Below are 22,866 nucleotides of genomic sequence, written 5' to 3' on the forward strand. Positions count from 1 at the left end.
TCGCGGAAGGTCTTCGACAGGATTTACAGGATCGACAGGATTACTGATCTCGACACCAACTCCGGTTGATCCTTTCGATCTCGTCTCCCTTTTTTCTCTGCGACCTCCGCGAACTCCGCGATAAACAACCAGTCGTTCAAAGTAGCCACGCCCCATGCTGAGTGAACTCTTCCGCATCCCGGTCTCGCTAGGCGGGGTCCCGCTGCTGGGGCTTGGCGTGCTGTTGGCGTTGTGGCTGGTCGGTTTCGGCGTGGTCATGGCGCGGCATGCGGCGCGCCACGGCGTTGACGCCGATTTCTGGGGCTACGCCCAACCGGCCGTGATCGGGGCGTTGGTGCTGCTCTTTGCGCCCCGTTTCGCGCCGGAGGGAATCCCCATCCGCGGCTACGGCGTGATGTTGCTGCTTGCGATTTCGGTCGGCGTCGCGATGGCGGTTCACCGCGCCCGGCGGCACGGAATTGCGCCTGACACGATCTTTGCGCTGGTGTTCTGGCTCTTTGTCGCCGGGATTGCCGGCGCCAGGTCGTTCTTTGTCATCGAGTACTGGGACGAGCGTTACGCGGGCCGTCCCCTCGGCGAGACCATCGTCGATGTGCTGCAGTTCACCGAAGGGGGCCTCGTCGTCTATGGCTCGGTGATCGGGGGTCTGGTCGCCTTTGTCTGGTTTGTCCGGCGGCACGGCCTGCCGCTCCGCGGGATGGCCGACATTCTGGCGCCCTGCTTCATGGCGGGGCTCGCCCTCGGCCGGCTCGGTTGCCTGCTAAATGGCTGCTGCTACGGCGGCCCCTGCGACTTGCCGTGGGCGGTGACGTTCCCGGCCGATAGCCCGCCGTTTATGGACCAACTGGTGCACGGCAAGTTACACGGCGCGGACCTGGTGGAAACGGAGAAGGGGATCGCCTTGAGGCGGGAGGACGACGGTCGCCTGGAGCTCATCGACTCGATCAACGGCACGCCGGTTGACAGCCTCGTCGACGCGGCGACTCCCCTGATCAACGCCTTCGTTGCGGGCGAGCAAGTGACGTTCGATCTTTCCGACGCCGAACGAACGACGGCCCCGTCGAGCCAGTCGTACCCGCCCGCGGCGCGCCAGCGCAGCTTGCCGGTGCACCCGACGCAGGTCTACAGCTCGGTCAACGCCGCGCTGACGGCTTGGCTGCTGTGGGTCTGGTTCCCGCACCGGCGGCGAGACGGCGAGGTCGCGCTGCTGATGTTCACGCTTTACCCGATCAGCCGATTCTTGCTGGAGGTGATCCGGACCGACGAATCGGCGATCTTCGGCACGGGGCTGAGCATCTCGCAGAATGTGAGCCTCGTGGCCCTGGCGCTGGCGACGGTCGGATGGGTTTTGCTGCTCCGCACCCCCCCAGGGCGGCGCCTCGAGGAGGTTCCCCTGCCGGCGTCGCCCGGCGGCCGAACTCGGGCGGCGACCGCCGCGTAATCGAGAAGGTACATTCTGGAGCGGACTTTGCATGTCCGCTCCGTCTCAACTCCAACTCACTTCGTCCCCACGAACCTGCCATGCGCGTTCTCGGACTCCTTGTTGTCGCGGCTGCCGCTTTGACGGCGGTTCAATTTGTTTCCCCGGCGGTCCGCGCCCAGGACTCTGCCCCGACTAACGGCGCCCCGGCCGACGGCGCCGTCGCTGACGACGCCCCCGCTGCCGAAGAGGGGACGCTCATCCAAATCGGTCCCGATGGCGGTGTCCGTGTCGAGGTCGATGGCGCCGCGCGGCGCGACCGACGGCCGGGCCGCCGCCTGGGTCGCCAGCCCGGCTTCGTCGAGGCGCCGCAGGTGGTTTCACGCTACTGGATTGGCATTGGTGGGGGACCGCTGCCGGCCGAATTGCGGGCGCAGCTACAGATCGATGCGAACGAAGGGTGGCTGATCCGCACCGTCGAGCCGGACGGCCCCGCCGCCGAGGCGGGCGTCAAGCAGTTCGACATTCTCCTCCGCGCGAACGGCAAACCGGTTAGCGACATCTCCCAGCTTGCCGAAGAAGTCGGCGAGCAGGGCGAACTGCAAGGCCGGATCACGCTCGACCTGCTCCGCGGCGGGCAGCCCCAGACCCTGTGGGTCAAACCGATCGAGCGGCCGCTCGACGCCGTCTTGCCGGCGGAGCCCCGCCGCGAGCGGTTCGGCTTTTTCGGCCGTGACGGACGTGAAGGGCTCTTTGGCCCCGGGGGCCTGCTCGACGGCGACGGCTTACCGCGCGGCGAGGGGGGGCTCGGCGAGTTTGCCGAGATGATCCCGCAAGTCGTGTCGGGGGTTTCGGTCAGCGTTTCTCGCCAGAACGACGGCCCGGCGAAGGTCACGGTCACGCGCGGCGAGCAGACTTGGGAGTTCGACGAGGGCGACCAAGACGCGATCGCCACGTTGCCCGGTGACGTACGACCGATGGTCGAGCGGATGCTGCAGCAGAACGGCGGCGTCTTCCAGCCCGGCTTCGAGGGCTTCGGCCTCAACACGCCGGGCTTCCAGATGCAGCTTGAGGGCCCCGAGGCCCGCGTCATGCAAGAGCGGATGCGGGCGATGCAAGAACGGATGCGGGCCCTCCAGCAGCAGTTCGGCGCCCCGCCGGCCGGCCCCGGCGCGCCGATGATTGAGCCGCAGATCGAACTCGATGAAGCGCCCGCTTTCAACGCCGAGGCCCCGCCGGAGCCGAAGCCGGAAGTCGAAGGGCCGACCGAGCTTGAGATCCCCGCCAACACCGAGGAGTGAGTTCACTCCGCCCCCCTGAAAAGAGAGCCCACGAATCGAACGAATCTCCTCGAATTATTATTCGAGTCGATTCGTGAAATTCGTGGGCTCTTTCTGTTTTGCGAGGTAGACGGGTTGCCCCGGGCGAGAAGTGAGGCCACTCGGACTAGCTGTTTTCGAGGCTAACGACGTTCGGCGGTGTGCTGCGCCGCAGCTGCCCGCAGGCGGCGTTGATCTTGTCCCCCTTGCGGTGGCGGAAGCGGATCTCGACGCCGCCCGCCTCAAGGATCGCGCGGAAGCATTGCTGCGCCTCCATCGTCGGCGTGCGGTAGGGGAGCCCCTCGACCGGGTTGTACGGGATGACGTTGAGCAACGCGTTGCGCGACTTGAGCAGCTTCACGAGCTGATGGGCGTGCTCGGGCTGGTCGTTGAGGTCGGCTAGCAGGACGTACTCGAACGTCAGTCGGCGGCCGCTCACGTCGTAGTAGTCGTCGGCCGCGGCCATGATGGCGTCGACGCCGATCTTCTGGTTCACCGGCACGATGCGGTTGCGCAACTCGTCGTTGGGGGCGTGCAGCGAGATCGCGAGCCGATAACGGCTGCCGTCTTCCGACCGCGCCAGCCGCCGGATCGCAGGGGGGAGTCCGACGGTTGAGATGGTGATCCGCCGCGGGCTGACGCCGAGCCCGTCGGGGCGGCTTACCTCGGCGAGGGCCGGCAGCAGGTTGTCGAGGTTCGCCAGCGGCTCGCCCATCCCCATGACGACCAAGTGGCTGAGCCGCTCTTCCGGTCCGAGGCGGTGCTGGAGCAGGAGCACCTGTTCGACGATCTCGCCGGTGGTGAGGTTGCGATCGACGCCATCGAGGCCGCTGGCGCAAAAGACGCACCCCATCGCACAGCCAACCTGGGTGCTGATGCACATGGTCCGGCGCAGGCTGGCGGCGTCTTGGACCCGCTTGCCGATGTTTTCGCGGAGCAGAACGCACTCGATGCGTCCGCCGCCGGTGAGTTGGAGCAGCAGCTTCTCGGTGCCGTCGTCGGCGGCCGTGTGCTTGGCGACTTCGGCGGTCCACAGACGCAGTTCGCCCTCGAGCTGGGTCCGCAGCGCTTTGGGAAGGTCGGTCATGCCGTCCCAGCCGGCGGCGCGCTTCTCGAGCAGCCACTTCCGGACCTGCCCAGCGCGGTACTTCGGCAGCCCAAGCCGCTCGCACGCAGCGGCGAGCGTCGTGTCGATGTCGTCGAGCAGATGGGGCTGGGGAACCACAGAAACTCTGAGGGATCGGAGGACGCGTAGAGCGGGGATTACGCGGTGAATGAGACGGACATTATCAATTGTAGGAGGCGTCTGGGACGCCGATGACGGCCTCGACGCCTCGGGGGTGATGGTGCGCGTTATCGGCGTCGGAGACGCCTCCTACCGATGCAGTCCCCCCGGCGCTTGCTCCACTTATCCTAATTCGACCGCAACAAGACCGGCGCCATGGTGCTCAGGTAGTACGCCCGGGGCGTTGAGAGCTCGATCAAGGCCCGCAGGTCGACGCCGCTCGCCGCGGGGGGCTGGTGCGACGTCGCGTTGAGGAACTGCTGGATCGGGGTCTGCCGCTGCTCGTACTCGACGCACCGCACGGTCGAAGGCGACAGGTTGGCGAGTTGCATGGCGCGGTCGATCGCCGCTTCGAGGAAGCCGAGCGTATCGACCAGTCCGAGTTCGACCGCTTGCTTGGCGGTGAAGATCTGTCCGGTCGTGACCTTCGTCATCGTCTCTTCGTCGGCCGCCAACGCCGGTCGGCCCGCCCGCACGATCTCCTTAAAGCCTTCGAAGGAGATGTCTACCAGCTCTTGCAGCACCTCGGCTTCCTTCTCGGTCCGGGGCTTGGTGGGGCTCCCCATCAGCTTGAGATCGCCGCTGACGACCGACAGGTCTTGCATGCCGGTGATGTTCATCGTCCGAGAGAAGTTGTAGCTGGGGATTACCACGCCGATCGAGCCGGTCCAGGTGGTTGGCTCGGCGTAGATGGCGTTCTCTTGGTCGCCGACCGCCATCGCCAGGTAGTAGCCGCCGCTCGCGCAGAGGCTCCCCATGCTGACAACCATTGGCAGGTCACGCTCTTCGCGGAGCTCCTTCACTTTGTGGTAGAGCCGGTCGCTGTAGGTGACCGTGCCGCCGGGCGAGTCGATCCGGAGGACGACGGCCTTGACCGTGGGGTCCTTCTCGATCGCCTCGAGCTGGTCCTCGACGAACGTGTCGCCCTCCATGATGGCGCCGCTGACGTGGACGACCGCGATCTTATTGCCGGCCTCCTTGCTGAGGCTGTGGTACTTCTCGCGGGGGCCTTCGCCGTCGCCGAAGTACTGCTGCACCTGCGAAGCCATCCCGATCATCGAGATGACGCAGATCCCCAACAGGACCAACAGCACCTTGCCGAAGCGGCCGAAGAGGCTTTCGCGGGGCTGGAGGATCAGTTGGGGGGCGGGCGGCGTAGCGGGCGTGGCTTCGGACATAGCGCTTCGGGGGATAAACGCGAACGGGTTGCAGCGGGTGAGGGGCCCAACGCCCCTCTCGCATCGTATCCGGCGGCGGTCGGTCTGGTCAGGTTGGCGCCCAGCGGCCGCGGCCGCGACCTTGCCGGTTGCGACGAATAGCGAGGGCCCGACCTTGCCCCCGAGCGGCCGGCGCCGGTAGGCTCTCCGAGCTAGGGGAGTCCCCGTGACGCCTCTTTAGCGAGCCCGCCTCGAAGGAAGAAGGAGCGACCCAGCGTGTTTGTCACAGCGTCCACGGAGTGCTTTCCCGATCTCGGCCCCGAGGCGGTGCTAGAGCAGCTGATTGATTTGGGCTTCACCTCCGTCGAATTGGCGTTGAACGAATCGGCTCCCGGCGGCTGGATGAAGCCCTCGGAGGTGCTGTCCGAACCGGACGCCGCCCTCAAGCGTTGCGGCTCGACCGCCCGGATGGACATCGCCGCTATCACGGTGCAGATCGACGCCGAGGGCGAACCCTGCCTCGACCAGTTCGAGGCGGTCTGCAAGCTCGCCAAGGCGCTGAAGGTCGTGACGCTGGTTGTCCCCAGCTCACCGCTCGGCACGCCATTCAACGAAGAGATCGAGAAACTCAAGAAGATGGTGGCGCTCGCCGCGCTCGAGGGGGCTGTCGTCGCCCTCAAGACCGAGATCGACTGCATGACGCAGGACCTCGACACGGCCGTGGTCTTTTGCCAGCACGTGAAGGGGCTTGGCCTGGCGCTCGACCCGAGCTGCTACACGACCGGCCCTCACAAGGGCAAGGCGATCGACAAGGTGCTGCCCTACGTGCGGCACGTCCATCTCCGCGACAGCACCAAGGACGAGATCCAGGTCCGCGTCGGCCAGGGAGAGATCGACTATGGCAAGTTGATCACCCAACTCCAGCGGGCCAAGTACCGTCGCGCGTTGTCGATCCACATGACGCCGATCGAAGGCCTCGAGCACGCCCCCGAGGTGCGGAAGCTGCGGCTGCTGCTCGACAGCCTGCTGTAGCGAAGCGGGCCTCGAAAGCGGAGGCGAGCCGCCGCGCTCACAGGTAACTCGTTAGCAACTCAAGCAGCGCCGTAACGGAATCGATCGAAGCCGTTTCGTTCGGCGTGTGGTAGCCGGTCGTCGGGACCTGAAGCGTCGCGCCGTTGATAGCGCCGCCGGTCGCCGCGGCGAGGCGGCCTAGTTCGGTGCGGCCCAGCGAGGCGGGGCGGTCGCGGCCGACGTTCTGCGCCTCAACGTAGGCGTCCTTGTGGATGTAGCTGAGCCCCAAGGCTCCGCAGCGGTCTTCGAGTTCGGCGATCATCGCGTCGGCGAACGGGGCGTTGGCGTCCTTGCGTCGCAGCACCAGCTGCTGCGACGACGCCGCGGCGGTCGTAGGGAAGGGGCTCGTATCGAGCACCAGCAGTCGCTGCGTCGTGAGCCGTTGGCTCTGGAACCACGAGAGGGCGTACCGCCAACTCCGGCCCGCCTCTTCTTGGGCCGTGAAGAGCGCGGTCCCTTGGAAGCCGCTGCGGAACAGGTGAACGATCATCGCCACCGACAGCACGTTATCGAGCTGGGCGGTGAGCATCCCGTCGCTCAGCCGCAGGCGGTCGAGGTACGAGACCGGCGTCCCCGGCTGGAGGAATCCCAGGCCGTCGAGCTCGAAGATCAGGTTGCTCCGCTCGGGGCAGACGTGGGACGACGTGATGATTCCTTGTCCGAGATAGGTCCCCGCGTACGGCAAGTGGGCCTGCACACGCTGACCGGCGAAACGGCCGTGCAACGCGTGGATCATCTGTTCCGACACCGAGTCGCCCGTCTGTTCGCTACGGTTGCTGGTGATGAACGCCGCGTACTGGAACTCGTTGGGCCCGGTACAGAACAAGCCGTGACGGTCGATGTGGGCCGAAAGCACTAGGCTCTCGGGACGCGATCCCTGGGCGACCAAGACCCCCTGGTAGTAGGCGACCCGGACGCCGAGTTCCTCGAGCTCGCGACGGAGCACCCGGAAGAACGAATCCTCGGCGCCGACGACGCTCGGCTCGCGGACGAGGTTCTGCAGGACATCGAGAAAGGGGGCCAGGTCGCGCGGGGCGGCGCCGATTTCCTGGTCAATGCCGGGGTCGGCAAGCTCATTCATGCTCATAAGGCGGGCGCCGGGGGCGATTCATCAACGGCTTACGGCGAGAGCAAAATCTGGACCAAGTCACGGTGCGAGCCGGCGGCCGTCGGCCTCCATCCGTCCGGTTTGGCCGGCGCCCCTCCGCCTCTTGCGGGGTTAAGCTATCGGAATAGGGGACGCCGTTTGGCTACTAGCGACACCACGATCCGCCATTACACCGAGTCCGACCCGGACGTGCGGCTCATGCTGCGCGTCCGCGACGACGACGCGGCGGCGTTTGGCGAGCTGGTCGATCGGCACCAGGACCGCCTCGTCTCGGTGCTGACGTACCAAGTCGGCCGTCGCGAACTAGCCGAGGAGCTGGCTCAAGAGGCGTTCCTGCGGGTCTACAAGGCGCGTCACCGGTACGAGCCGGGGGCCAAGTTCACGACCTGGCTGTTCACAATCGCGAACAACCTGGCGCTCAACTCGCTGCGGGGCTCGGCGCGGAAGCGGGAGGTCCGTTTGGCGGCGCCGTCGCCCGATCAGACCGGCGCCGGCGCGCCGCACCCGGCGGCGGCGAGCTCGGCGATGCCAACCCGCATCGCCGACCGGACCGAGCTCTGCGACGCGGTGCAGGCGGCGATCGCCACGCTCAGCGAACGGCAACGCACCGCGGTGCTGCTCGCGAAGTTCGAGAACATGGAGTACGCCGAGATCGGCGAGGTGCTGGGGCTGACCGCCAAGGGGGTCAAGTCGCTGCTCGCCCGCGCCCGGGAGAACTTGCGGCAGGCGCTGAACCCCTACATCGAACGGGGCGACGCGGTTGGCAGTCTGAACGACGCCGGCGGCATGCCGACCCACGCCCTGGGGGACGACGAATGAACCCCGCCAACGAAACGATCGAAGATGACGCCGACGGCCCCGATGAGGTGCTTGTCGCGTACCTCGACGGCCAACTCTCTGCCGAGGAGTGCGAGTGTGTCGAGTCGCTGCTCGCACGCGACGCAACGACCCGCCAGCGGCTGCAGACGCTGGACCGCGTTTGGAACGCCCTGGACGTGCTGCCGAGGTCGACCGCGTCGCCAACGTTCACCCGCACGACGATCGACATGGCGGCGGTCACCGCCGAGCAAGCCCAAGGCGATAAGCGGGCCCGCTTGCGTTGGCGTCTGCCGTTTTGGGCCGTGGCGTCGGTTCTCGGCGTGATCGCCGGCGCGATGCTGACGCTCGCGGTCGCGACGTCGCCGGAGCGTCGCGCCGTGCGCGATCTGCCGGTGGCGTTGCACGCCCCCGCGCTCGAGCAGGTCGGCTCGCTCGATTTCTTGAACCAACTTGTCGACGGCCACGCGGCGACCATCGAGGCGTTCGATAGCGACGCCACCCGCGCTGCCGCGACGGAGTGGGCCGAAGTGACGGCGTCGACGCCGCAGCAGCGGCATGGCTGGGTCGCCGAGCTGTCGCCCGCCGAGCTGGCGACCGTGAACGCTCGGCTCGCCGAGTACCAAGGCCGAACCGACGAGAAACAGGCCTCGCTCCGCCGGTTGTCGGAGGAGATCGCCGCCCAGCCCAACGTCGCGGAGCTGCGCGAGGCGGCTCTGGCGTATGAGGCGATGGTCGACCGCCTGCCGGCCACCATGCAGTCGAGCTTGCGGCAGATGCCGGCTCGCCAGCGGCTCCGCCTGATCGAACGCGAGGCGCCGCGGTGGTCACGCGACGCCCGTCTCGAGTTGAGCGGCAGTGAGCTCGCCGACTTCCGCAAAGCGATCGACCGCCTGACCGAGAGCGCGCCTTACCAAGAGACCGGCAAGATGGTCGTGCAGACGATCCGCGTCGCGGTCGCCCGTCGCGGTTCCGAACCTCTCGCCGATCGGGTAGCGGAGGGTTTTTCCAAGGCGCTCAAGCGTGAGCCGAAGCTGCTCTTAACCGCGGCGACGGAGCAGATTGCCGGGCGGGGGGATCGTCGTGGCCCGTTGGAACGCTGGTTCGCGGATGCGGGTCGGGTGCCCGGGGGCGACGAATTAAAGGCGTCGATCGACAGCCGTTGGCGAGACTGGGTCACCGAGCTCGAAGCGTCGCTACCCGCTGGCGTCGTTCAAGAGATCCGTGACGCCGAGCGGCACGACGAGCGCGCGCGGATCGTCAGCCACTTGCTGCGTCAGACGGAAGTGGAGGACGACTTGCCGACGGCTTTTGCGCGGATCGATGTCTCGGAGCTTGATTCGCTGTTGCTTAAGCCGACCGACGAGTTCCGTGACGAGCTGAGCGGACGCGCGTTGGGTGGCGCCGACCTGCCGCCGCCTTTTTGGGGGGAAGGCCCCCCGCCCGGAGGCCGTCCCGGCCGTGACGGCGAACGCCGCCCCCCGTTCGATCGGGGTCGGGACTCTCGACGCGGCCCGCCCGGTGGTCTGGATGGCCCGCCCGGCTTCCCGCCGCCGCGACGCGAGCCGCGCGAAATCGATCGGACGTAACGCCGCGATCAGTGCCGGATGAAGCGGACATCGTAGAAGCCGACCGAAGCGAGCGGCGCGTCGGTCAGCAGTTGATTCATCGAATTGAGCAGCCGTCCTCGGAGGCTCTCTAGGTCGGGCTCGGCCAGCTCCTGACGGGTTGTCTCGCGGAGGGTCCGCATCGCCAGGTCCTCGATCAACGGCGCTTTGGCTTCGAGTTCCTCCTCGATCTCATTCACGCGGTAACGGAACGACTCGCCGAAGATGCGGATGTCGATCTCGGTCATCTCGCCGGTGCGGTCGTTTCTCGGCAGCGTGACGCGGAACTGCCCGAGCTCGACTTCGTCGACGCGGGTGCGGATCGCATGGTTCCGGATCCGCTTCAGCAGGCTTTCGTCGCTGTAGCAGCCCACCTGCGACACGCACAGGGCGAGCGCTAGCAAGGAGGTTCGGATTGGCGTGAAGAGGTGGAGCATCGGGTCTGGGGCCGATGGAGCATTGTGACCGTCACAACCGGCCCCCCCGCGGGAACCCGGTGCGTCACAGCACAAACATAGGTTACACCTGCCCCGCAAGACGGCTCATTGCGACTTAAGTTTGGAAGTCGCCATGGACGCCTCCGCCCCACCTATCCGCCGCAAGACCCGTGCCCGCCGTACGAAGCGTCGCTTCGTCTTGGCCTTGGCTTTGGTCCTCTTCCCCTCGGTCGTCGTGATCGGGTGTGGCGAGGGCGACGCGCCCACCGCGTTCGACAACATCACCCGTCTGCCGACCCGAGAGGAGTTTGTCGAAATCGAGATCGGTACGTTCGTCGTGCCGGTGCCGATGGTGCTTGAAAGTGCGACCGAGCGATTCGAGCCGGACAACCTCATGGAGGTCGAGATCGATCTGTTCGTCGTGGTCGATCCCCATGAAGTCCGCCAAGTCAAGAAGCTCACGAAGCGCAACGAGGGACGCATCCGCGACCGCGTCATCAGCGTCTGTCGCAACACGACCCGCGACGACCTGCTCGAAGCCCAGATGGCGACGCTCAAGGCCCACCTGCTCGACGCCGTGCAGCCGCTCTTGGGGGGACCCGCCGTGCGTCGCATCGGTTTGCGTCGCGTGATCATCGATGAACTATGAGCAAGACCGCCGTGTACAAGTCGCTTTACAATCGGGCTGTTGGCGGTGCGCTGGCGTCACTGCTCTTGGTGACTCCCTCGTGGGGGGCGCCGGCGCCAGCCGCCAGCGACGTCCAACCGGCCGATCCATCCGGGCAAGATAAGCAAGCCGATTCTGAGCCCGACCTCGCCGCCCTGCTGCTAGGCCGGTTCATGATGCGTGACTTTCGCGTCGTGGAGGGGTCCAAGCTACGGATCAGCTTTGCGCTGTACGCCGAGGTCGATGCGACGCTAGCGGCCGCGGTTGCCGAGTTCTTGGAGACGCACGAGCACCGCGTGCGGGACGAGGTGCTGGTGTCGATCCGCACCTGCGACCAGAGCGATTTCCAGGAGCCCGACCTGACCCGGATGCGGCGGCGGGTGATGGCGCGCCTTCAACGGGCGATGCCCATGATCCCGATCGAGGGATTGCTCATCGGCGAGTTTGAGTTCTTCAACGACTGAGCGGCGCCGCCGCGTCGGGCGAAGCGTCGTTGACCCTCGCCGAAAAGGCGTGCTAGGTTACCTAGCTTACGGGGCGTTGCGGGGCCGAGTGCCCGCGCCACGCCCGCGGTGAGCCGTCGACGTCGGGCGATGCGGTTTGCCGGCGCCCGCCTTCCCGACGTTCTTCCGGTTGCGTCAGGGATGGTCGAAGGAAAGTCGTTGGCAAGCTCGTGTAGCGGGCTCGCAATTCTGGCGTTCGCAGCGCTCACCGGCTTAATCGGGTGCAGTGGCGGCGCTAAGTCGTCGTCGCCCGAGGCGAGTTCGAAACCGGCCTCCTCGGAATCCGCAGGAGCCGAGGCCTCCGCCAGCGACACGCCGGCTGCGGACGACGCCCCCGTGGTGCTGGGAGACCTCATCACGCCGTTCGACACCCCCGCGACCCTCGCCGAAGCCGAGGAAGGGGTGGAGTGGGAGGAGAGCCCGGTCATCGACACTCTCGAACTACTGCGAGAGCAGAAAAAGTCCGAGCCGGCGCAGGTGAGCGTCGAGGACGCGCTCGCCATGAAGAACGACTCGGACGAGGCGAATAAGAAGATCCTCAGCGCCCTCTCGGTGCTGGCGCCGGAGGACGGGTCGGGAGTGAACTACGCCGCGGTGCTCAATCGCACCATCCAGCAAGACGTCTCGTCGCTCAACCCGCTCCTCGCCAGCAGCGTGGCCGAGGCGGAAGTCGCCGGCATGCTCGCGTTCGGCATGTTCACGTTCGACTGGAACTTCAACCCGTGCGCCTCGGCCGACACCGTCGCTAGCTGGCAGACCAGCAAGGACCGGATGCTCGACAAAGTCGTCCTCCGCGACGACCTCACCTGGTCGGACGGCAAGCCGATCACCGCGTACGACGTCGAGTTCTCCTACAAGCTGATCATGACCTCGCAGGTGCCGGTGCTCGCCCAGCGGCAGGGGACCGACCAGCTGGCGATGGTCAAGGCTTACGACGACCACACGCTCATCTACTTCCACAAGAAGCCGCTGGCGATCAACGTCTGGAATCTCAACTTCTACGTGGTGCCGAAACACCTCTACGAGAAGTCCTTCGCCGAGGACCCCACGCTCCGCAACAGCCCCTACCACGTGAAGCTCGAAAAGAAGCCGATCTCGGGCGGCCCCTACGAGATCGAGTCGCGTCAACGCGGCAGCGAGGTGTTGCTGAAGCGGCGGGAGAGCTACTACACCCACGATGGCAAGCCGGTGCGCGAGAAGCCGTACTTCGCCAAGATCCGGCACCGCGTCATCGAAGACACGAACACGCAACTCCTCGCCCTCAAGGCGTCCGACGTCGACGAGGCGTTGCTCGGCGCCGAGCAGTGGCTCACCCAGACCGACAGCGACGACTTTTACAAGGTCAACACCAAGGCCCGCGGCGCCGAGTGGACCTTCTTTTACATCGGCTGGAACCTCAAGTCACCGCTCTTCGAAGACCTCCGCGTCCGCCAGGCGATGGCGTACGCGATGAACTACGACGAGATGGTCAACGACCTCTGCTACGGGCTCTACCCGCAATGCTGGGGGATCTACCACCCCGACGCGTGGATGTTCCCCAAGGACCCGGCCCCGCTCTACAAGCAGGACCTCGACAAGGCCGAGGACCTGCTCGACGAGGCGGGCTGGGCCGACTCCGACTACGACGGCGTCCGCGACAAGGAGATCAACGGCGAGATCGTGCCGTTCGAGTTCACGCTGATGGTCAGCAACAAGCCTGACCGGATCGCGATCTGCAACCTTTTCCGCGAGTGTCTCGATAGCATCGGCATCCGCTGCAACATCGCGTCGCTCGAGGCGGCCGTGTTCCAAGAGCGGGTGCAGGACAAGAACTTCGTCGCCGAGTACTCGGGCTGGGGCGCCGGCGCCGACCCGTACACGAACAAGAACATCTTCGGCACCGGAGAAGGCCGCAACTACGGCAGCTACAGCAACCCGGAAGTCGATCGCCTGTTCGACGAGGGCGAAGTCGAGTTCGACCGTGAAAAGCGCGCCGAGATCTACGGCAAGATTCACAAGCTGATCTTCGCCGACCAGCCGTACCTGTTCCTGCATACGCGGAGCTCGTTCTACGGCTTCAACAAGCGGCTCCGTGGGTATCGCTTTAGCCCGCGCGGCCCGTTCAGCTACGGCCCGGGCCTCGGCTCGGTCTGGGTCCCCGCCGACAACTGACGGCGGCGGTCGATCCACCGCGTTGCTCCGCCCCGAAGCCTTGTCGGCGCCGGCGGCCCGTAAGCCTCCCTCTGCCCAACGTGGCGCATGCTGGACTATCTGATCCGCCGAATCCTGCTGGGGCTGGGGACGCTGCTGCTGATCACCTTTGTGGTGTACGGGCTGATCCGCGTGATGCCGGGAGACCCGCTGCTGGTGGTCATGGAGTCGATGGGGCCCGACAAGCAGCCACGGCCCGAGGACATCGAGCGGATGCGGGAGATGTTCGGCCTGAACGACCCGTGGTACGTCGCCTACTTCGAGTGGCTCGGTCGCACCCTGACGGGCGATCTGGGCAACTCGCTGTCGCGGAAGGCCCCGGTGGCGTCGCTCATCGCCGAGCGGATCGGCCCGACGCTGATGCTGTCGGTCTCGTCGCTGCTGCTGACTTATTTGCTAGCGATCCCGATGGGGCTCTATGCCACGGCTCGTTCGAACCGGCTCGACGAACGGGTGCTGAGCACCGCGTTGTACATGCTGTACTCGTTGCCGTCGTTCGTCGCGGCGTTGCTGTTGCAGATGTTGTTCGCGATCCACCTGCGGGGCACCCCGTTCGAACTGCCGTTGTTCGGGATGGTGAGCGACAACTTCGATACGATGTCGCGCGGCGAGCAGCTGATGGACCTCTTCCGGCACGCCGTGCTGCCGGTGACCTGCTACACCTACGCGAGCCTGGCCTACTACAGCCGGTTTGTTCGGGCCAACATGCAAGAGGTGATCCGTCAGGACTACATCCGCACGGCGCGGGCCAAGGGGGTCGGTCCCACGGCGGTGCTGCTCAAGCACGCCTTCCGCAACACGCTGATCCCGCTGGTGACCCTGATCGGCCTGACGCTGCCAACGCTGCTGTCGGGGGCGATCATCCTCGAACAGATTTTCAGTTGGCCCGGGATGGGCAAGCTGTTCTTCGAGTCGATCCGCGAGCGGGACTACCCGACGCTGATGGGACTGATGCTGATGTTCAGCGTGCTGACCCTGCTCGGACAACTGCTGGCGGACCTGCTCTACGCGATTGTCGATCCCCGTGTGAGTTACTCATGACGGAGTTTGACCACGGATAAAACGGATTGCTCGGATGAAGCACGAGGCATTGAGTCGAGAAGTGATTGGCGCCGCGATGGCGGCCACGAACGAGTTGCGTCCAGGCCTCGATCTGGCAGTCCTCATCAACTTCAAGCACAGCAAGATCGAGTGGAAACGAATCGTCCGCTGACCCCTACGCCTAACCCAAATCCGTGAAATCCGTGTCATCCGTGGTCCAACCCGCCGATCCATCGAGCGCCGCCTCACCAGGCTTCTGGACCGAGGTGCGTCGTCGCTTCATGCGGCGGCGGCTGGCGATGCTGGCGCTGGTGTACGTGGTGGCGCTGGCGGTTATCGCCGTGTTCTCTCCCATGATCGTTGGGACCAAGCCGATCGTCTGCCGCTACAAGGGGCAGATCTACTTCCCGGCCCTTGCCTACTACAACCGTAGTTGGGAGCCCGCCGTCTTCCAGCGCGATCGCTTCCGCAACGTCTACGTCGGGAACCTCAAGGAGAAGGACCCCGATAGTTGGGCCATCTGGCCGCCCCTCTACCAGGACCCCAACCGGCGGGTCCGCGAGGGCGAATGGCCCGGCCAGCCCGAGAACCCGACCCGCGACGAAGGGAGTCCCAACCGCTTCAACTGGCTCGGCACCAACCGCGCCGGCGTCGATGTGCTGGCCCAGATGGTCCACGGCGCCCGGACGGCATTGCTGGTCGGCTTCGTCTCGATGGGGATCGCGGCCTCGATCGGCGTCGTCGTCGGCGCGTTGGCGGGTTACTTCGGCGGGTGGATCGACATGGCGCTCAGCCGCCTGATCGAGGTCGTCATGTGCATCCCGGCGCTCGTCTTGATCCTGGCGCTGATCGCGATTCTGGAACGGCCGACGATCTGGCACCTCATGGCGGTGCTCGGCGTCACCGGCTGGACCGGCATCGCCCGGCTAACGCGGGCGGAGTTCCTCCGGCTCAAAGAGCTCGACTACGTGACCGCCGCCCGGGCCCTCGGCGTCGGGCAGTCGCAGATCATGTTCCGTCATGTGCTCCGCAACGCGATGGCGCCGGTGCTGGTGCCGATCACCTTCGGCATCGCGTCCGCCATTCTGACGGAGAGCGCGCTGAGTTTTCTTGGGTTCGGGTCGCCGCCCCCCAACCCGAGCTGGGGGACGCTGCTCAACGCCGGCCGGTCGGCGATCCAGCAGATGTGGTGGCTAATCGTCTTCCCGGGGATCGCGATCTTCTTGACCGTGCTCGCTTACAATCTGATCGGCGAGGGGCTGCAGGAGGCGACCGACCCGCGGCTTAGCGAAGCGGACTAAGAGTAGAAAGAGTAGCCACGAGAAGGCGCAGAAGGCACAAGAAGAGAAGGGTGGTGGATATGGCGGATTGGTCCAATGTGAATGAGCTTTGCGATATTGTTCGTGAGACCAGTTTTGAGATTCACTGCTACCTACGCCAAGGGCATCTTGAGAAGGCCGATGAACGATCCTTGCTGCACGGCTTGCTAATCAATTTCGGCGCGTCAAAGCTCTCCATCAAGAAATACATCCTCAGTCAAACGCACTAGTTTTTTGTGCTTTCTGCGCCTCTTCGTGGCCATCCTCCAGCCGCCCCCAAGACCGTGACCACCCCCGTCATCGCTATCAAAAACCTCCGCACCTACTTTCACACCGAGGAAGGCGTGGTGCGGGCGGTGGACGACATCTCGTTCCGCCTCGACGAGGGACGCACCCTCGGCATCGTTGGCGAGAGCGGTTCGGGCAAGAGCGTCACGTCGTTGTCGGTGATGAAGCTCTTGGCGTCGTCGGCGAAGATCGAGTCGGGGTCGATCTCGCTGCTCGGCAAGGAGTTGGTCGGCCTGCCCGAGCCGCAGATGCGCAAACTGCGCGGCGCGACGGTCAGCATGATCTTTCAGGAGCCGATGACGTCGCTGAATCCCGTGTTCACCGTCGGCGCCCAGGTGATGGAGGCCTTACGCCTGCACCAAGGGATGTCGAAGTCCGAGGCCCGGCAGCGGACGATCGAGCTCTTCGACGAGGTGGGAATCCCCAACCCCGAGTCACGCGTCGATAGCTACCCGCACCAGATGTCGGGCGGGCAGAAGCAGCGTGTGATGATCGCCATGGCGTTGTCCTGCGACCCCGAGCTCTTGATTGCCGACGAGCCGACCACCGCCCTCGACGTCACGATCCAGGCGCAGATCCTCGACATCCTCCGCCGGCTCCGCGACAGCCGCGGCATGTCGATCCTGTTCATCACCCACGACCTGGGGGTGATCGCCGAGATCGCCGACGACGTGCTGGTGATGTACCGCGGCAAGATGGTGGAGTACGGCCCGGTGCTCGATATCTTTGAGAACCCGAAGCACCCCTATACGAAAGGCCTGTTGTCGTGCCGGCCACGCCTTGATTCGACCTACCGCTTGCTGCCGACGGTGAGCGACTTTATGACGACGCGCGACGTCGTGCAGCCCGACGGGACGACCGAAGTCGAAGTCGTCGAGAAGAAGCTCACCGAGGCCGACATCAAGCGGATGACGACCCACGGCCGCGGCCGCCTGCTGCATCCCAAGAGCGAGCTGGCCGCGATGGGTCACCCTTGGGACGAAGCGCGCCATCCCGCCGACACGACGGCCGTCGAAGAAGGGACGACCCCGCTGCTCGAAGTGAATGACTTGCAGGTCTACTTCCCAGTCCGTCGCGGCGTGCTCGCTCGCGTCGTCGATCACGTCAAAGCGGTCGACGGGGTCTCGTTCAAAGTCTACCGCGGCCAGACCCTCGGCCTGGTGGGCGAGTCGGGTTGCGGGAAGACCACCGCCGGGCGGGCCATCCTCCGGCTTATCGAGCCAACGGGCGGCGGCGTGAAGTTCGAGGGGCAGGATGTCGGCGCGCTCGGCTCGAACGACCTGCGCCGGCTCCGCCGCAAGCTACAGATCATTTTCCAAGACCCGTACGGCTCGCTGAACCCACGGATGACGGTGGAATCGACGATCGTCGAGCCGATGAACGTGCATGGCCTCGGCAAGAGCCGCGCCGAGCGGCGTGACATGGCGGCGGCCCTGCTCGAAGAAGTTGACCTCAAGCCCGAGCATCTGCGTCGCTACCCGCACGAGTTCTCCGGCGGCCAGCGGCAGCGGATCTGCATCGCCCGGGCGTTGGCGGTCGAGCCGGAGTTCATCGTCTGCGACGAGTCGGTTTCTGCGCTCGACGTCTCGGTCCAGGCCCAGGTGCTCAACCTGCTGAAGCGCCTGCAAGAGAGCCGCGGCCTGACCTACATCTTCATCAGCCACGATCTCTCGGTCGTTAAGTTCATGGCCGACATGATGGCGGTCATGAACGGCGGCAAGATCGTTGAGTTCGGCCCGTCGGAGAATATCTACGCGAACCCGCGCGAAGATTACACGCGCAAACTCATTAGCGCGACGCCCGACGACGATATCGAGCAGATCCGCCAGCGCGTCGAACAACGCGAAGCGATGCGCGCAGCGAACGCGTAGGGTCCGCTGTGCGGACCGTGGTTAGCGGTTGGAACCCGGCGTGAGGCCAACCCCATGAGAACGGCCCGCACCGCGGACCCCATTCAAATCCGCCAGCGTTGCGGCAGCCGCATGCCGAGCGGCGTGTCGTCGTCTTCGAAGAGGCGATCGACCAGAGCGATGGTGTCATCGGCGGTCCGTTCGGCGCGAAGCATCCAGGGGGGACGCTGCAGGCCGTGTCCGTCGAAACCGGCGGGCCCGAACAAGGCGAGAGCCGCGCCGGCGATGCGGCGGTTGAGGTCACCGTTAAGCGGCGCCTGGGTCGCGGCGGCGAAGCCATCCCGCAAACCGAACGCCAGCAGCTGGCTGGCGGCTTGGCTCGATTCGGCGCCGTGTGACTGAACGTCGTACGCGAACTCTCGGAGCCGTGAGGGGTCGATGGCGAAGCGCTCGACGTCGGCGGTGACCCCGACGTAAGCCAGGAGCACGTCGGTCCAGCGTTCGGTCTGTTTCGTGAGGGAGCGGGCATGGCGAGACCGGGGCGAGTCGGCGGGCCACCAGGCGAAGACCAGCGCCCGAAGGCGGCTCGAGGCCTCGCGGTGGCCGTCGAGGGTGTTCTGGCCGATCGGGCCCGCTTCTTCTCCCGTACGTCGCAGGTCGTCCGCGGCGCAGATGGCGGCGACGATTCGCGCCAACAGCTCGCTAAGGGTGACCTCTTCCACCAAGCGAATCAGCAGCCCGCCCGCTTCGTCGGCAGGGGGCGCCGAACGGCTGTGCCCAAGGGTCCGCAGCAGCCGGCCCCACTCGTCGAGGCGACAACGCGACGCGATCCAGTATTCGGACAGGGTGTCGGAACAGACGGCGGCTTTCGACTTCAGCAGCGGGCCGCTGCGGAGGCTGAGCAGACCGGCGATTTCGACAAGTTGGCGAGGCGGCATTCCGGGCAAAGCTCGGTCGACGATTGGGGCGGAGGGTTTGGTCCCCTCCTGCAACCGTCGGGCCGTGGCGCTACGCGTTTTGGAATACTGCCGCTAAGTCGTTGCCTTGAAATGGTTTAGAGCTGCCTCGCCCTTGGACTGCCGGCGCGATCGGTGTTGCCTGAATGCAACACGGGGCTCGGAATCAGAGCCCAAAGTGGACGAACGGCACACCCAGCGGCGTTACCCCACTGGGGGCGAGCACGATGTCGCCCCGGTGGCTGCCGGCGGCGATCTCGTTGTCATCGTTGAGGAACAGATGGTCGGACTGCTCCGGCATCCAGCATCCTGAGACGAACCGCACCGTCCCTCCCGCGAACAACACGTTCTGCCCGCAGCCGCCGTGGTTTTGGCTGACCACCGAGATGCTGCATCGCCGCGACGGAGCGTCCGCCATGAGAGGTAGCCGGCAGTTCCCACCCTCCTCGGGTTCGACATATTCTCCGTCCACGCGGTAGCCGATGCGGTAGGCGAAGCTACCGCCCATGTACCGCTGTAGGCGGTCCAGCTCGATTGGGTCCCGCTCGGTTAAGAGCGTTTCAAGCGTCGGGACGACGACCCGCACCTCGCCTGCCGCCACGCGTTCCGCCAACTCGGAGGAGGGGCAAACAAGCAATCGCTGAAGTACTTCGCGGTCGAAGGCGTCGCCTTCGGCAAGCATCGCCGAGAACAACCCCGCGTTTTCCTCTTCCCCAATCATTGGGAAGTGGCCCGCATGGGTTAATCGGTAGGATTCAAGACTCTTACCGATCTCATGGAGATTGTTCGCGCACACGTTCCGATTCCGCGCTTCGCGCGCAACCAACAGGCCTGGCAGGATGAGGGCGCCGAGGAAGGTGGCGACGACGCCGACCGCGACCACTTCAACAAGATTAAACCGCTTGCGACCGACGCACTCGCTCGCCCGCTCGAGATGGCCGGCGAAGATGGCCTGCACCGTGCGGTCAGCGAGCCGCGCCGGCGCCTCGGATGGGGGTGTCCTGCTGCCCGTGCAGCCGGGGACGCCGTTGACCGCGATGCAGTCGCGAAGCTCTTGCAGGCGCTCGGCGAGTTCTGGCTCATTAACGAGCCGCTGCTCGAACTGAGCGAGTTCGGCGGGACTCATGTCGCCGAAGTGATAGCGGAGGAGGATCTCGTCTTCGTCGCACATCGAAGGGCCGCCCGCCACGCTAATCGATCGGCCGGAGGCGTCGCCCCCAGCCCGACCCGGTTTGCCGATAAACAAAGCTTACTTTGCCCGCGGCGGCCGTGGCCAGTAGAAACACAAAGCGGGCCGCCCGTCTCCGAGCGGCCCGCTCCGTTTTCGTACCGGGAAGGGGGGCGTCTCAGGTCGTCGGGTGGGCTTCACGCCACTGCTGGCCGAGGCTTCCGACCGCCGAGTGCAGCCGACTCTTGACCGTGCCGACCGGCACGCTCAGTTCGTCAGCCGCCTCGCGGTACTTCATGCCGCGGAAGTAGACGAGCGACACCACCTGCTGGAGCGGTTCCGGCAGACTGGCGACGGCTCGCCTCACCCATTCACTACGCTCGGCGGTCTCGAAGCGTTCGCCGGGGCCCGACTCTCCTGAAGGAAGGAGGTCGATCAGCGAGCCGGAGTCCGATTGCTCCGCCCGGGCCGAGCGGTTCAGGCTGACCGCTTGGTGACGCTTGTTCCGGCGTTGCAGGTCAATCGCCCGGTTCGTGGCGACGGTGTAAAGCCACGGGCGGAACTTCCGACCGGAGTCAAACAGGTGGCCCTTGCGGTGGACCTGCAGGAAAGTGGCCTGGAAGGCGTCCTCGGCCAGGGCGGCGTCGCCCAGATAACGGCGGAGGAAGCTGTAAAGCTCGCGCTCATAGCGTTGGATGAGCGTCGCGAGGTAGGGGCGGTCTTCGGCGGCCGTCTGGTGCAGCGCCAAGAGCTGCTCGTCCGAGAGCTGCTCCAGGGGCGTCGCCAGGAGGGCGGCCGAGTCGGTGCTGCGAACTTCCGTGGCTTGCGTGGTCATAATCCTGCGAACTCCTCTTCTCGAGAGTTCGACGGCCCGAGGGAACGAGTCCTTGCTTCCCCGACGTCTTCATTGGTAATTCCGCCGCCCCTCACGAGCTCACTCGCGGTCTTCCTTGGGGCTTTGGATCGCTGCTTCAAGCGGGTTGCCGCACCTCCATGCGGGCGGCTTCCACTCGCTGCACCTCTGTTGATTTGCAATGACTGTGCCATTCTTGCGACCGCACTGGTTCTGTAGGGGGGGCGGCGACCCCTAAATCATTCTTGGACAGCGGTTTACGCTTGGTAGGCGCCTATTTGTTCAGGCCTCTACCGGATGATAGCATTTCTGACGAACTGTCAAAAATGCAATTTTGGGATTCCGAGCTGCCAATCCAGTCGTCTCGTAATGGGACGATTGTCTGATTTCGCGGCGCCATTAGGAGACGCCGCACCACGCCGGGAAGTTCCCGCCTGCCGCCTTAAATCGCGGAGAGAGAAGGGTTTGTGAATTGTCTCACAAAGCGGGCAGCCGCGAAGAAGCCGTGCGGCTCGCCGTCGCCTACGCCGCCGCCGACAACTCACGGCCGGCATAGTAGGCGAGGACTTCGCCCGCCAGCGCACGGTAGTCCTCGGCCCCGCGGCTGCTGCGGTCGTAGGCGAAGATCGATTGCCCGTGGCTCGGCGCCTCGGCCAGGCGGATATTGCGGCGGATCCTGGTGTCGAACAGCCGGATATGCCCCCAAGGGCCGCTGCGCCCTCGGAGTTGGTTGAAATAGGTTTCGACGTCGGCACTCACCTCGGTCGCGAGCCGGGTGCCCGATTCGTAGAGGCAGAGCACGACGCCCGCCATCTTCAGCCGAGGATTCAGTCGTTCGGCGACAAGGTCAACCGTCTTCATCAGCTTGCTGAGGCCGTGCAGGGCCAAGAAGTGAGGCTGCAACGGCAGGAAGACATCCTCGACCCCCGAGAGGGCGTTGAGCGTCAAGACGCCAAGCGATGGCGGGCAATCGACCAGGATGTAGTCAAACTCGGCTTCCGCGCCCGCTAGCTTGTCGCGGAGGATCATCTCGCGGCCAACGACGCCAGCAAGTTCCAGCTCCGCCGCCGCCAGGTCGATGTGGGCGGGGGCTACACGCACGCCTTCGGCGGTTTCGCACCAAACGTCTGCTAACGAGGCGTCGCCCGTGAGCAGGTCGTAGGTGGTCGCCGTCGGTCGTTTGGGTTCGGCGCCAAGGTGCAAGGTGGCGTGGCCCTGGGGGTCGAGGTCGATCAGGCCGACGCGCTGACCGGCCCGGGCGAGCGAAGCCGCGAGGTTGACCGCCGTGGTGGTCTTGCCGACGCCCCCTTTCTGATTGATGACGGCGAGGCTTTTCATGACGGATGGATCGTAGAGGGGTCGTGGCGGCCAGATGTTGTTCACCGAGGGTAGCGGACCCCGCAGCGCCGGCCCCAGGCCAATCTGCCGGCGGCTCGGCTACCGCAGCGGCATGGGATATATTTGGGCTCTCCGTACGGAGGCGGCGACGCTAGCGGCGCCGTCTCGCCAAGCCCCTTCCAGCGTCCCTTTGCCGTTCCTGATGCCCGACCCCTTCGATCCGTACCGCGAGGCTTTGGTGGTCGAAGAGGTCACGCTCTGGCCCGGCGCGACCAGGGCGGCGGCGGGCGACTGGGAGCCGACGCGGCGCCGGCGTTTCGAACGCCTGCTGCACGCCGAGGCGGCTTCGGCGGCCGAGTTGCACTACGTCCGAGTCCACACTGGCTTCAGCCGCCAGATCACCGTCCAGGTCGCGGACCTCGACCGACTAACGGGCCGCCTCACCAGCGACGCCTAACGAGCCCCACCGGCAG

At 65.7% G+C, this 22,866-nt stretch carries 21 protein-coding genes; 13 read left to right on the top strand and 8 right to left on the bottom strand.

The features are described from left to right. The first annotated feature begins 154 nt into the window (after positions 1-154). Positions 155-1,441 (top strand): prolipoprotein diacylglyceryl transferase, encoded by a 1,287-nt coding sequence (locus Pla108_RS12100; protein WP_146445215.1) that lies wholly within the window; start codon positions 155-157, stop codon positions 1,439-1,441. Positions 1,442-1,521: 80 nt separating this feature from the next. Further along, positions 1,522-2,721, top strand: a complete 1,200-nt coding sequence (locus Pla108_RS12105) for a S1C family serine protease (RefSeq protein WP_197526507.1) — start codon at positions 1,522-1,524, stop codon at positions 2,719-2,721. A 145-nt stretch (positions 2,722-2,866) separates the two neighbouring features. Here Pla108_RS12105 and rlmN read toward each other — a convergent pair whose 3' ends face one another. Continuing rightward, positions 2,867-3,964, bottom strand: coding sequence for a 23S rRNA (adenine(2503)-C(2))-methyltransferase RlmN (gene rlmN / locus Pla108_RS12110; protein ID WP_390615678.1), 1,098 nt, complete (start codon positions 3,962-3,964; stop codon positions 2,867-2,869). 188 nt (positions 3,965-4,152) lie between these two features. Next, positions 4,153-5,202: a signal peptide peptidase SppA gene (sppA, locus tag Pla108_RS12115; protein WP_146445218.1), complete on the bottom strand. Its 1,050-nt coding sequence runs from the start codon at positions 5,200-5,202 to the stop codon at positions 4,153-4,155. 255 nt (positions 5,203-5,457) lie between these two features. On the opposite strand from sppA, the gene Pla108_RS12120 reads away from it, so the two are divergent. After that, entirely contained in the window at positions 5,458-6,213 is a 756-nt protein-coding gene (locus Pla108_RS12120; protein ID WP_146445219.1) for a sugar phosphate isomerase/epimerase family protein, read from the top strand. A 37-nt stretch (positions 6,214-6,250) separates the two neighbouring features. Here Pla108_RS12120 and Pla108_RS12125 read toward each other — a convergent pair whose 3' ends face one another. Next, positions 6,251-7,339, bottom strand: a complete 1,089-nt coding sequence (locus tag Pla108_RS12125) for a peptidase M42 (RefSeq protein WP_315851607.1) — start codon at positions 7,337-7,339, stop codon at positions 6,251-6,253. 159 nt (positions 7,340-7,498) lie between these two features. On the opposite strand from Pla108_RS12125, the gene Pla108_RS12130 reads away from it, so the two are divergent. Beyond that, complete coding sequence (locus Pla108_RS12130; RefSeq protein WP_197526508.1) at positions 7,499-8,179, top strand: RNA polymerase sigma factor; 681 nt, start codon at positions 7,499-7,501, stop codon at positions 8,177-8,179. Further along, positions 8,176-9,765 carry a hypothetical protein gene (locus Pla108_RS12135; protein WP_146445220.1) on the top strand — a complete coding sequence of 530 codons (1,590 nt, stop codon included), beginning with the start codon at positions 8,176-8,178 and terminating at the stop codon, positions 9,763-9,765. The genes Pla108_RS12130 and Pla108_RS12135 overlap by 4 nt, the downstream gene beginning before the upstream one ends. A gap of 8 nt (positions 9,766-9,773) precedes the next feature. On the opposite strand, the gene Pla108_RS12140 is transcribed toward Pla108_RS12135, so the two are convergent. Continuing rightward, entirely contained in the window at positions 9,774-10,220 is a 447-nt protein-coding gene (locus Pla108_RS12140) for a flagellar basal body-associated FliL family protein (RefSeq protein WP_146445221.1), read from the bottom strand. 133 nt (positions 10,221-10,353) lie between these two features. Here Pla108_RS12140 and Pla108_RS12145 point away from each other — a divergent pair, with 133 nt between their 5' ends. The 7 genes from Pla108_RS12145 (at position 10,354) to Pla108_RS12175 (ending at position 18,099) form a co-directional block, all read left to right on the top strand. Then, positions 10,354-10,869 carry a flagellar basal body-associated FliL family protein gene (locus Pla108_RS12145; protein ID WP_146445222.1) on the top strand — a complete coding sequence of 172 codons (516 nt, stop codon included), beginning with the start codon at positions 10,354-10,356 and terminating at the stop codon, positions 10,867-10,869. Beyond that, on the top strand, positions 10,866-11,351 hold the full coding sequence (locus Pla108_RS12150; RefSeq protein ID WP_146445223.1) for a flagellar basal body-associated FliL family protein: 486 nt from the start codon (positions 10,866-10,868) through the stop codon (positions 11,349-11,351). The genes Pla108_RS12145 and Pla108_RS12150 overlap by 4 nt, the downstream gene beginning before the upstream one ends. A 108-nt stretch (positions 11,352-11,459) precedes the next feature. Then, positions 11,460-13,541: an ABC transporter substrate-binding protein gene (locus Pla108_RS12155; RefSeq protein ID WP_231934461.1), complete on the top strand. Its 2,082-nt coding sequence runs from the start codon at positions 11,460-11,462 to the stop codon at positions 13,539-13,541. Between the two features lie 87 nt (positions 13,542-13,628). Continuing rightward, complete coding sequence (locus Pla108_RS12160) at positions 13,629-14,621, top strand: ABC transporter permease (protein ID WP_146445224.1); 993 nt, start codon at positions 13,629-13,631, stop codon at positions 14,619-14,621. A gap of 34 nt (positions 14,622-14,655) precedes the next feature. Next, positions 14,656-14,793, top strand: a complete 138-nt coding sequence (locus Pla108_RS20980) for a hypothetical protein (RefSeq protein ID WP_197526509.1) — start codon at positions 14,656-14,658, stop codon at positions 14,791-14,793. A 31-nt stretch (positions 14,794-14,824) separates the two neighbouring features. Further along, positions 14,825-15,922, top strand: coding sequence for an ABC transporter permease (locus tag Pla108_RS12165; protein WP_231934462.1), 1,098 nt, complete (start codon positions 14,825-14,827; stop codon positions 15,920-15,922). Positions 15,923-16,224: 302 nt separating this feature from the next. Next, on the top strand, positions 16,225-18,099 hold the full coding sequence (locus tag Pla108_RS12175; RefSeq protein WP_146445225.1) for an ABC transporter ATP-binding protein: 1,875 nt from the start codon (positions 16,225-16,227) through the stop codon (positions 18,097-18,099). An 83-nt stretch (positions 18,100-18,182) separates the two neighbouring features. Here Pla108_RS12175 and Pla108_RS12180 read toward each other — a convergent pair whose 3' ends face one another. From Pla108_RS12180 to Pla108_RS12195, 4 genes are all read right to left on the bottom strand, one after another. Next, positions 18,183-19,016 (bottom strand): hypothetical protein, encoded by an 834-nt coding sequence (locus Pla108_RS12180; protein WP_146445226.1) that lies wholly within the window; start codon positions 19,014-19,016, stop codon positions 18,183-18,185. A 184-nt stretch (positions 19,017-19,200) separates the two neighbouring features. Further along, positions 19,201-20,205: a hypothetical protein gene (locus Pla108_RS12185; RefSeq protein WP_146445227.1), complete on the bottom strand. Its 1,005-nt coding sequence runs from the start codon at positions 20,203-20,205 to the stop codon at positions 19,201-19,203. A gap of 175 nt (positions 20,206-20,380) precedes the next feature. Continuing rightward, entirely contained in the window at positions 20,381-21,037 is a 657-nt protein-coding gene (locus Pla108_RS12190; protein WP_146445228.1) for an RNA polymerase sigma factor, read from the bottom strand. Positions 21,038-21,577: 540 nt separating this feature from the next. Beyond that, complete coding sequence (locus tag Pla108_RS12195; RefSeq protein ID WP_146445229.1) at positions 21,578-22,393, bottom strand: ParA family protein; 816 nt, start codon at positions 22,391-22,393, stop codon at positions 21,578-21,580. A gap of 34 nt (positions 22,394-22,427) precedes the next feature. On the opposite strand from Pla108_RS12195, the gene Pla108_RS12200 reads away from it, so the two are divergent. After that, the gene (locus Pla108_RS12200) at positions 22,428-22,850 is read left to right on the top strand and encodes a hypothetical protein (RefSeq protein ID WP_146445230.1); all 423 of its coding nucleotides are present in this window, start codon (positions 22,428-22,430) and stop codon (positions 22,848-22,850) included. Positions 22,851-22,866: the final 16 nt, after the last annotated feature.

The organism is Botrimarina colliarenosi (genome assembly GCF_007859955.1).
GTDB lineage: Bacteria > Planctomycetota > Planctomycetia > Pirellulales > Lacipirellulaceae > Botrimarina > Botrimarina colliarenosi.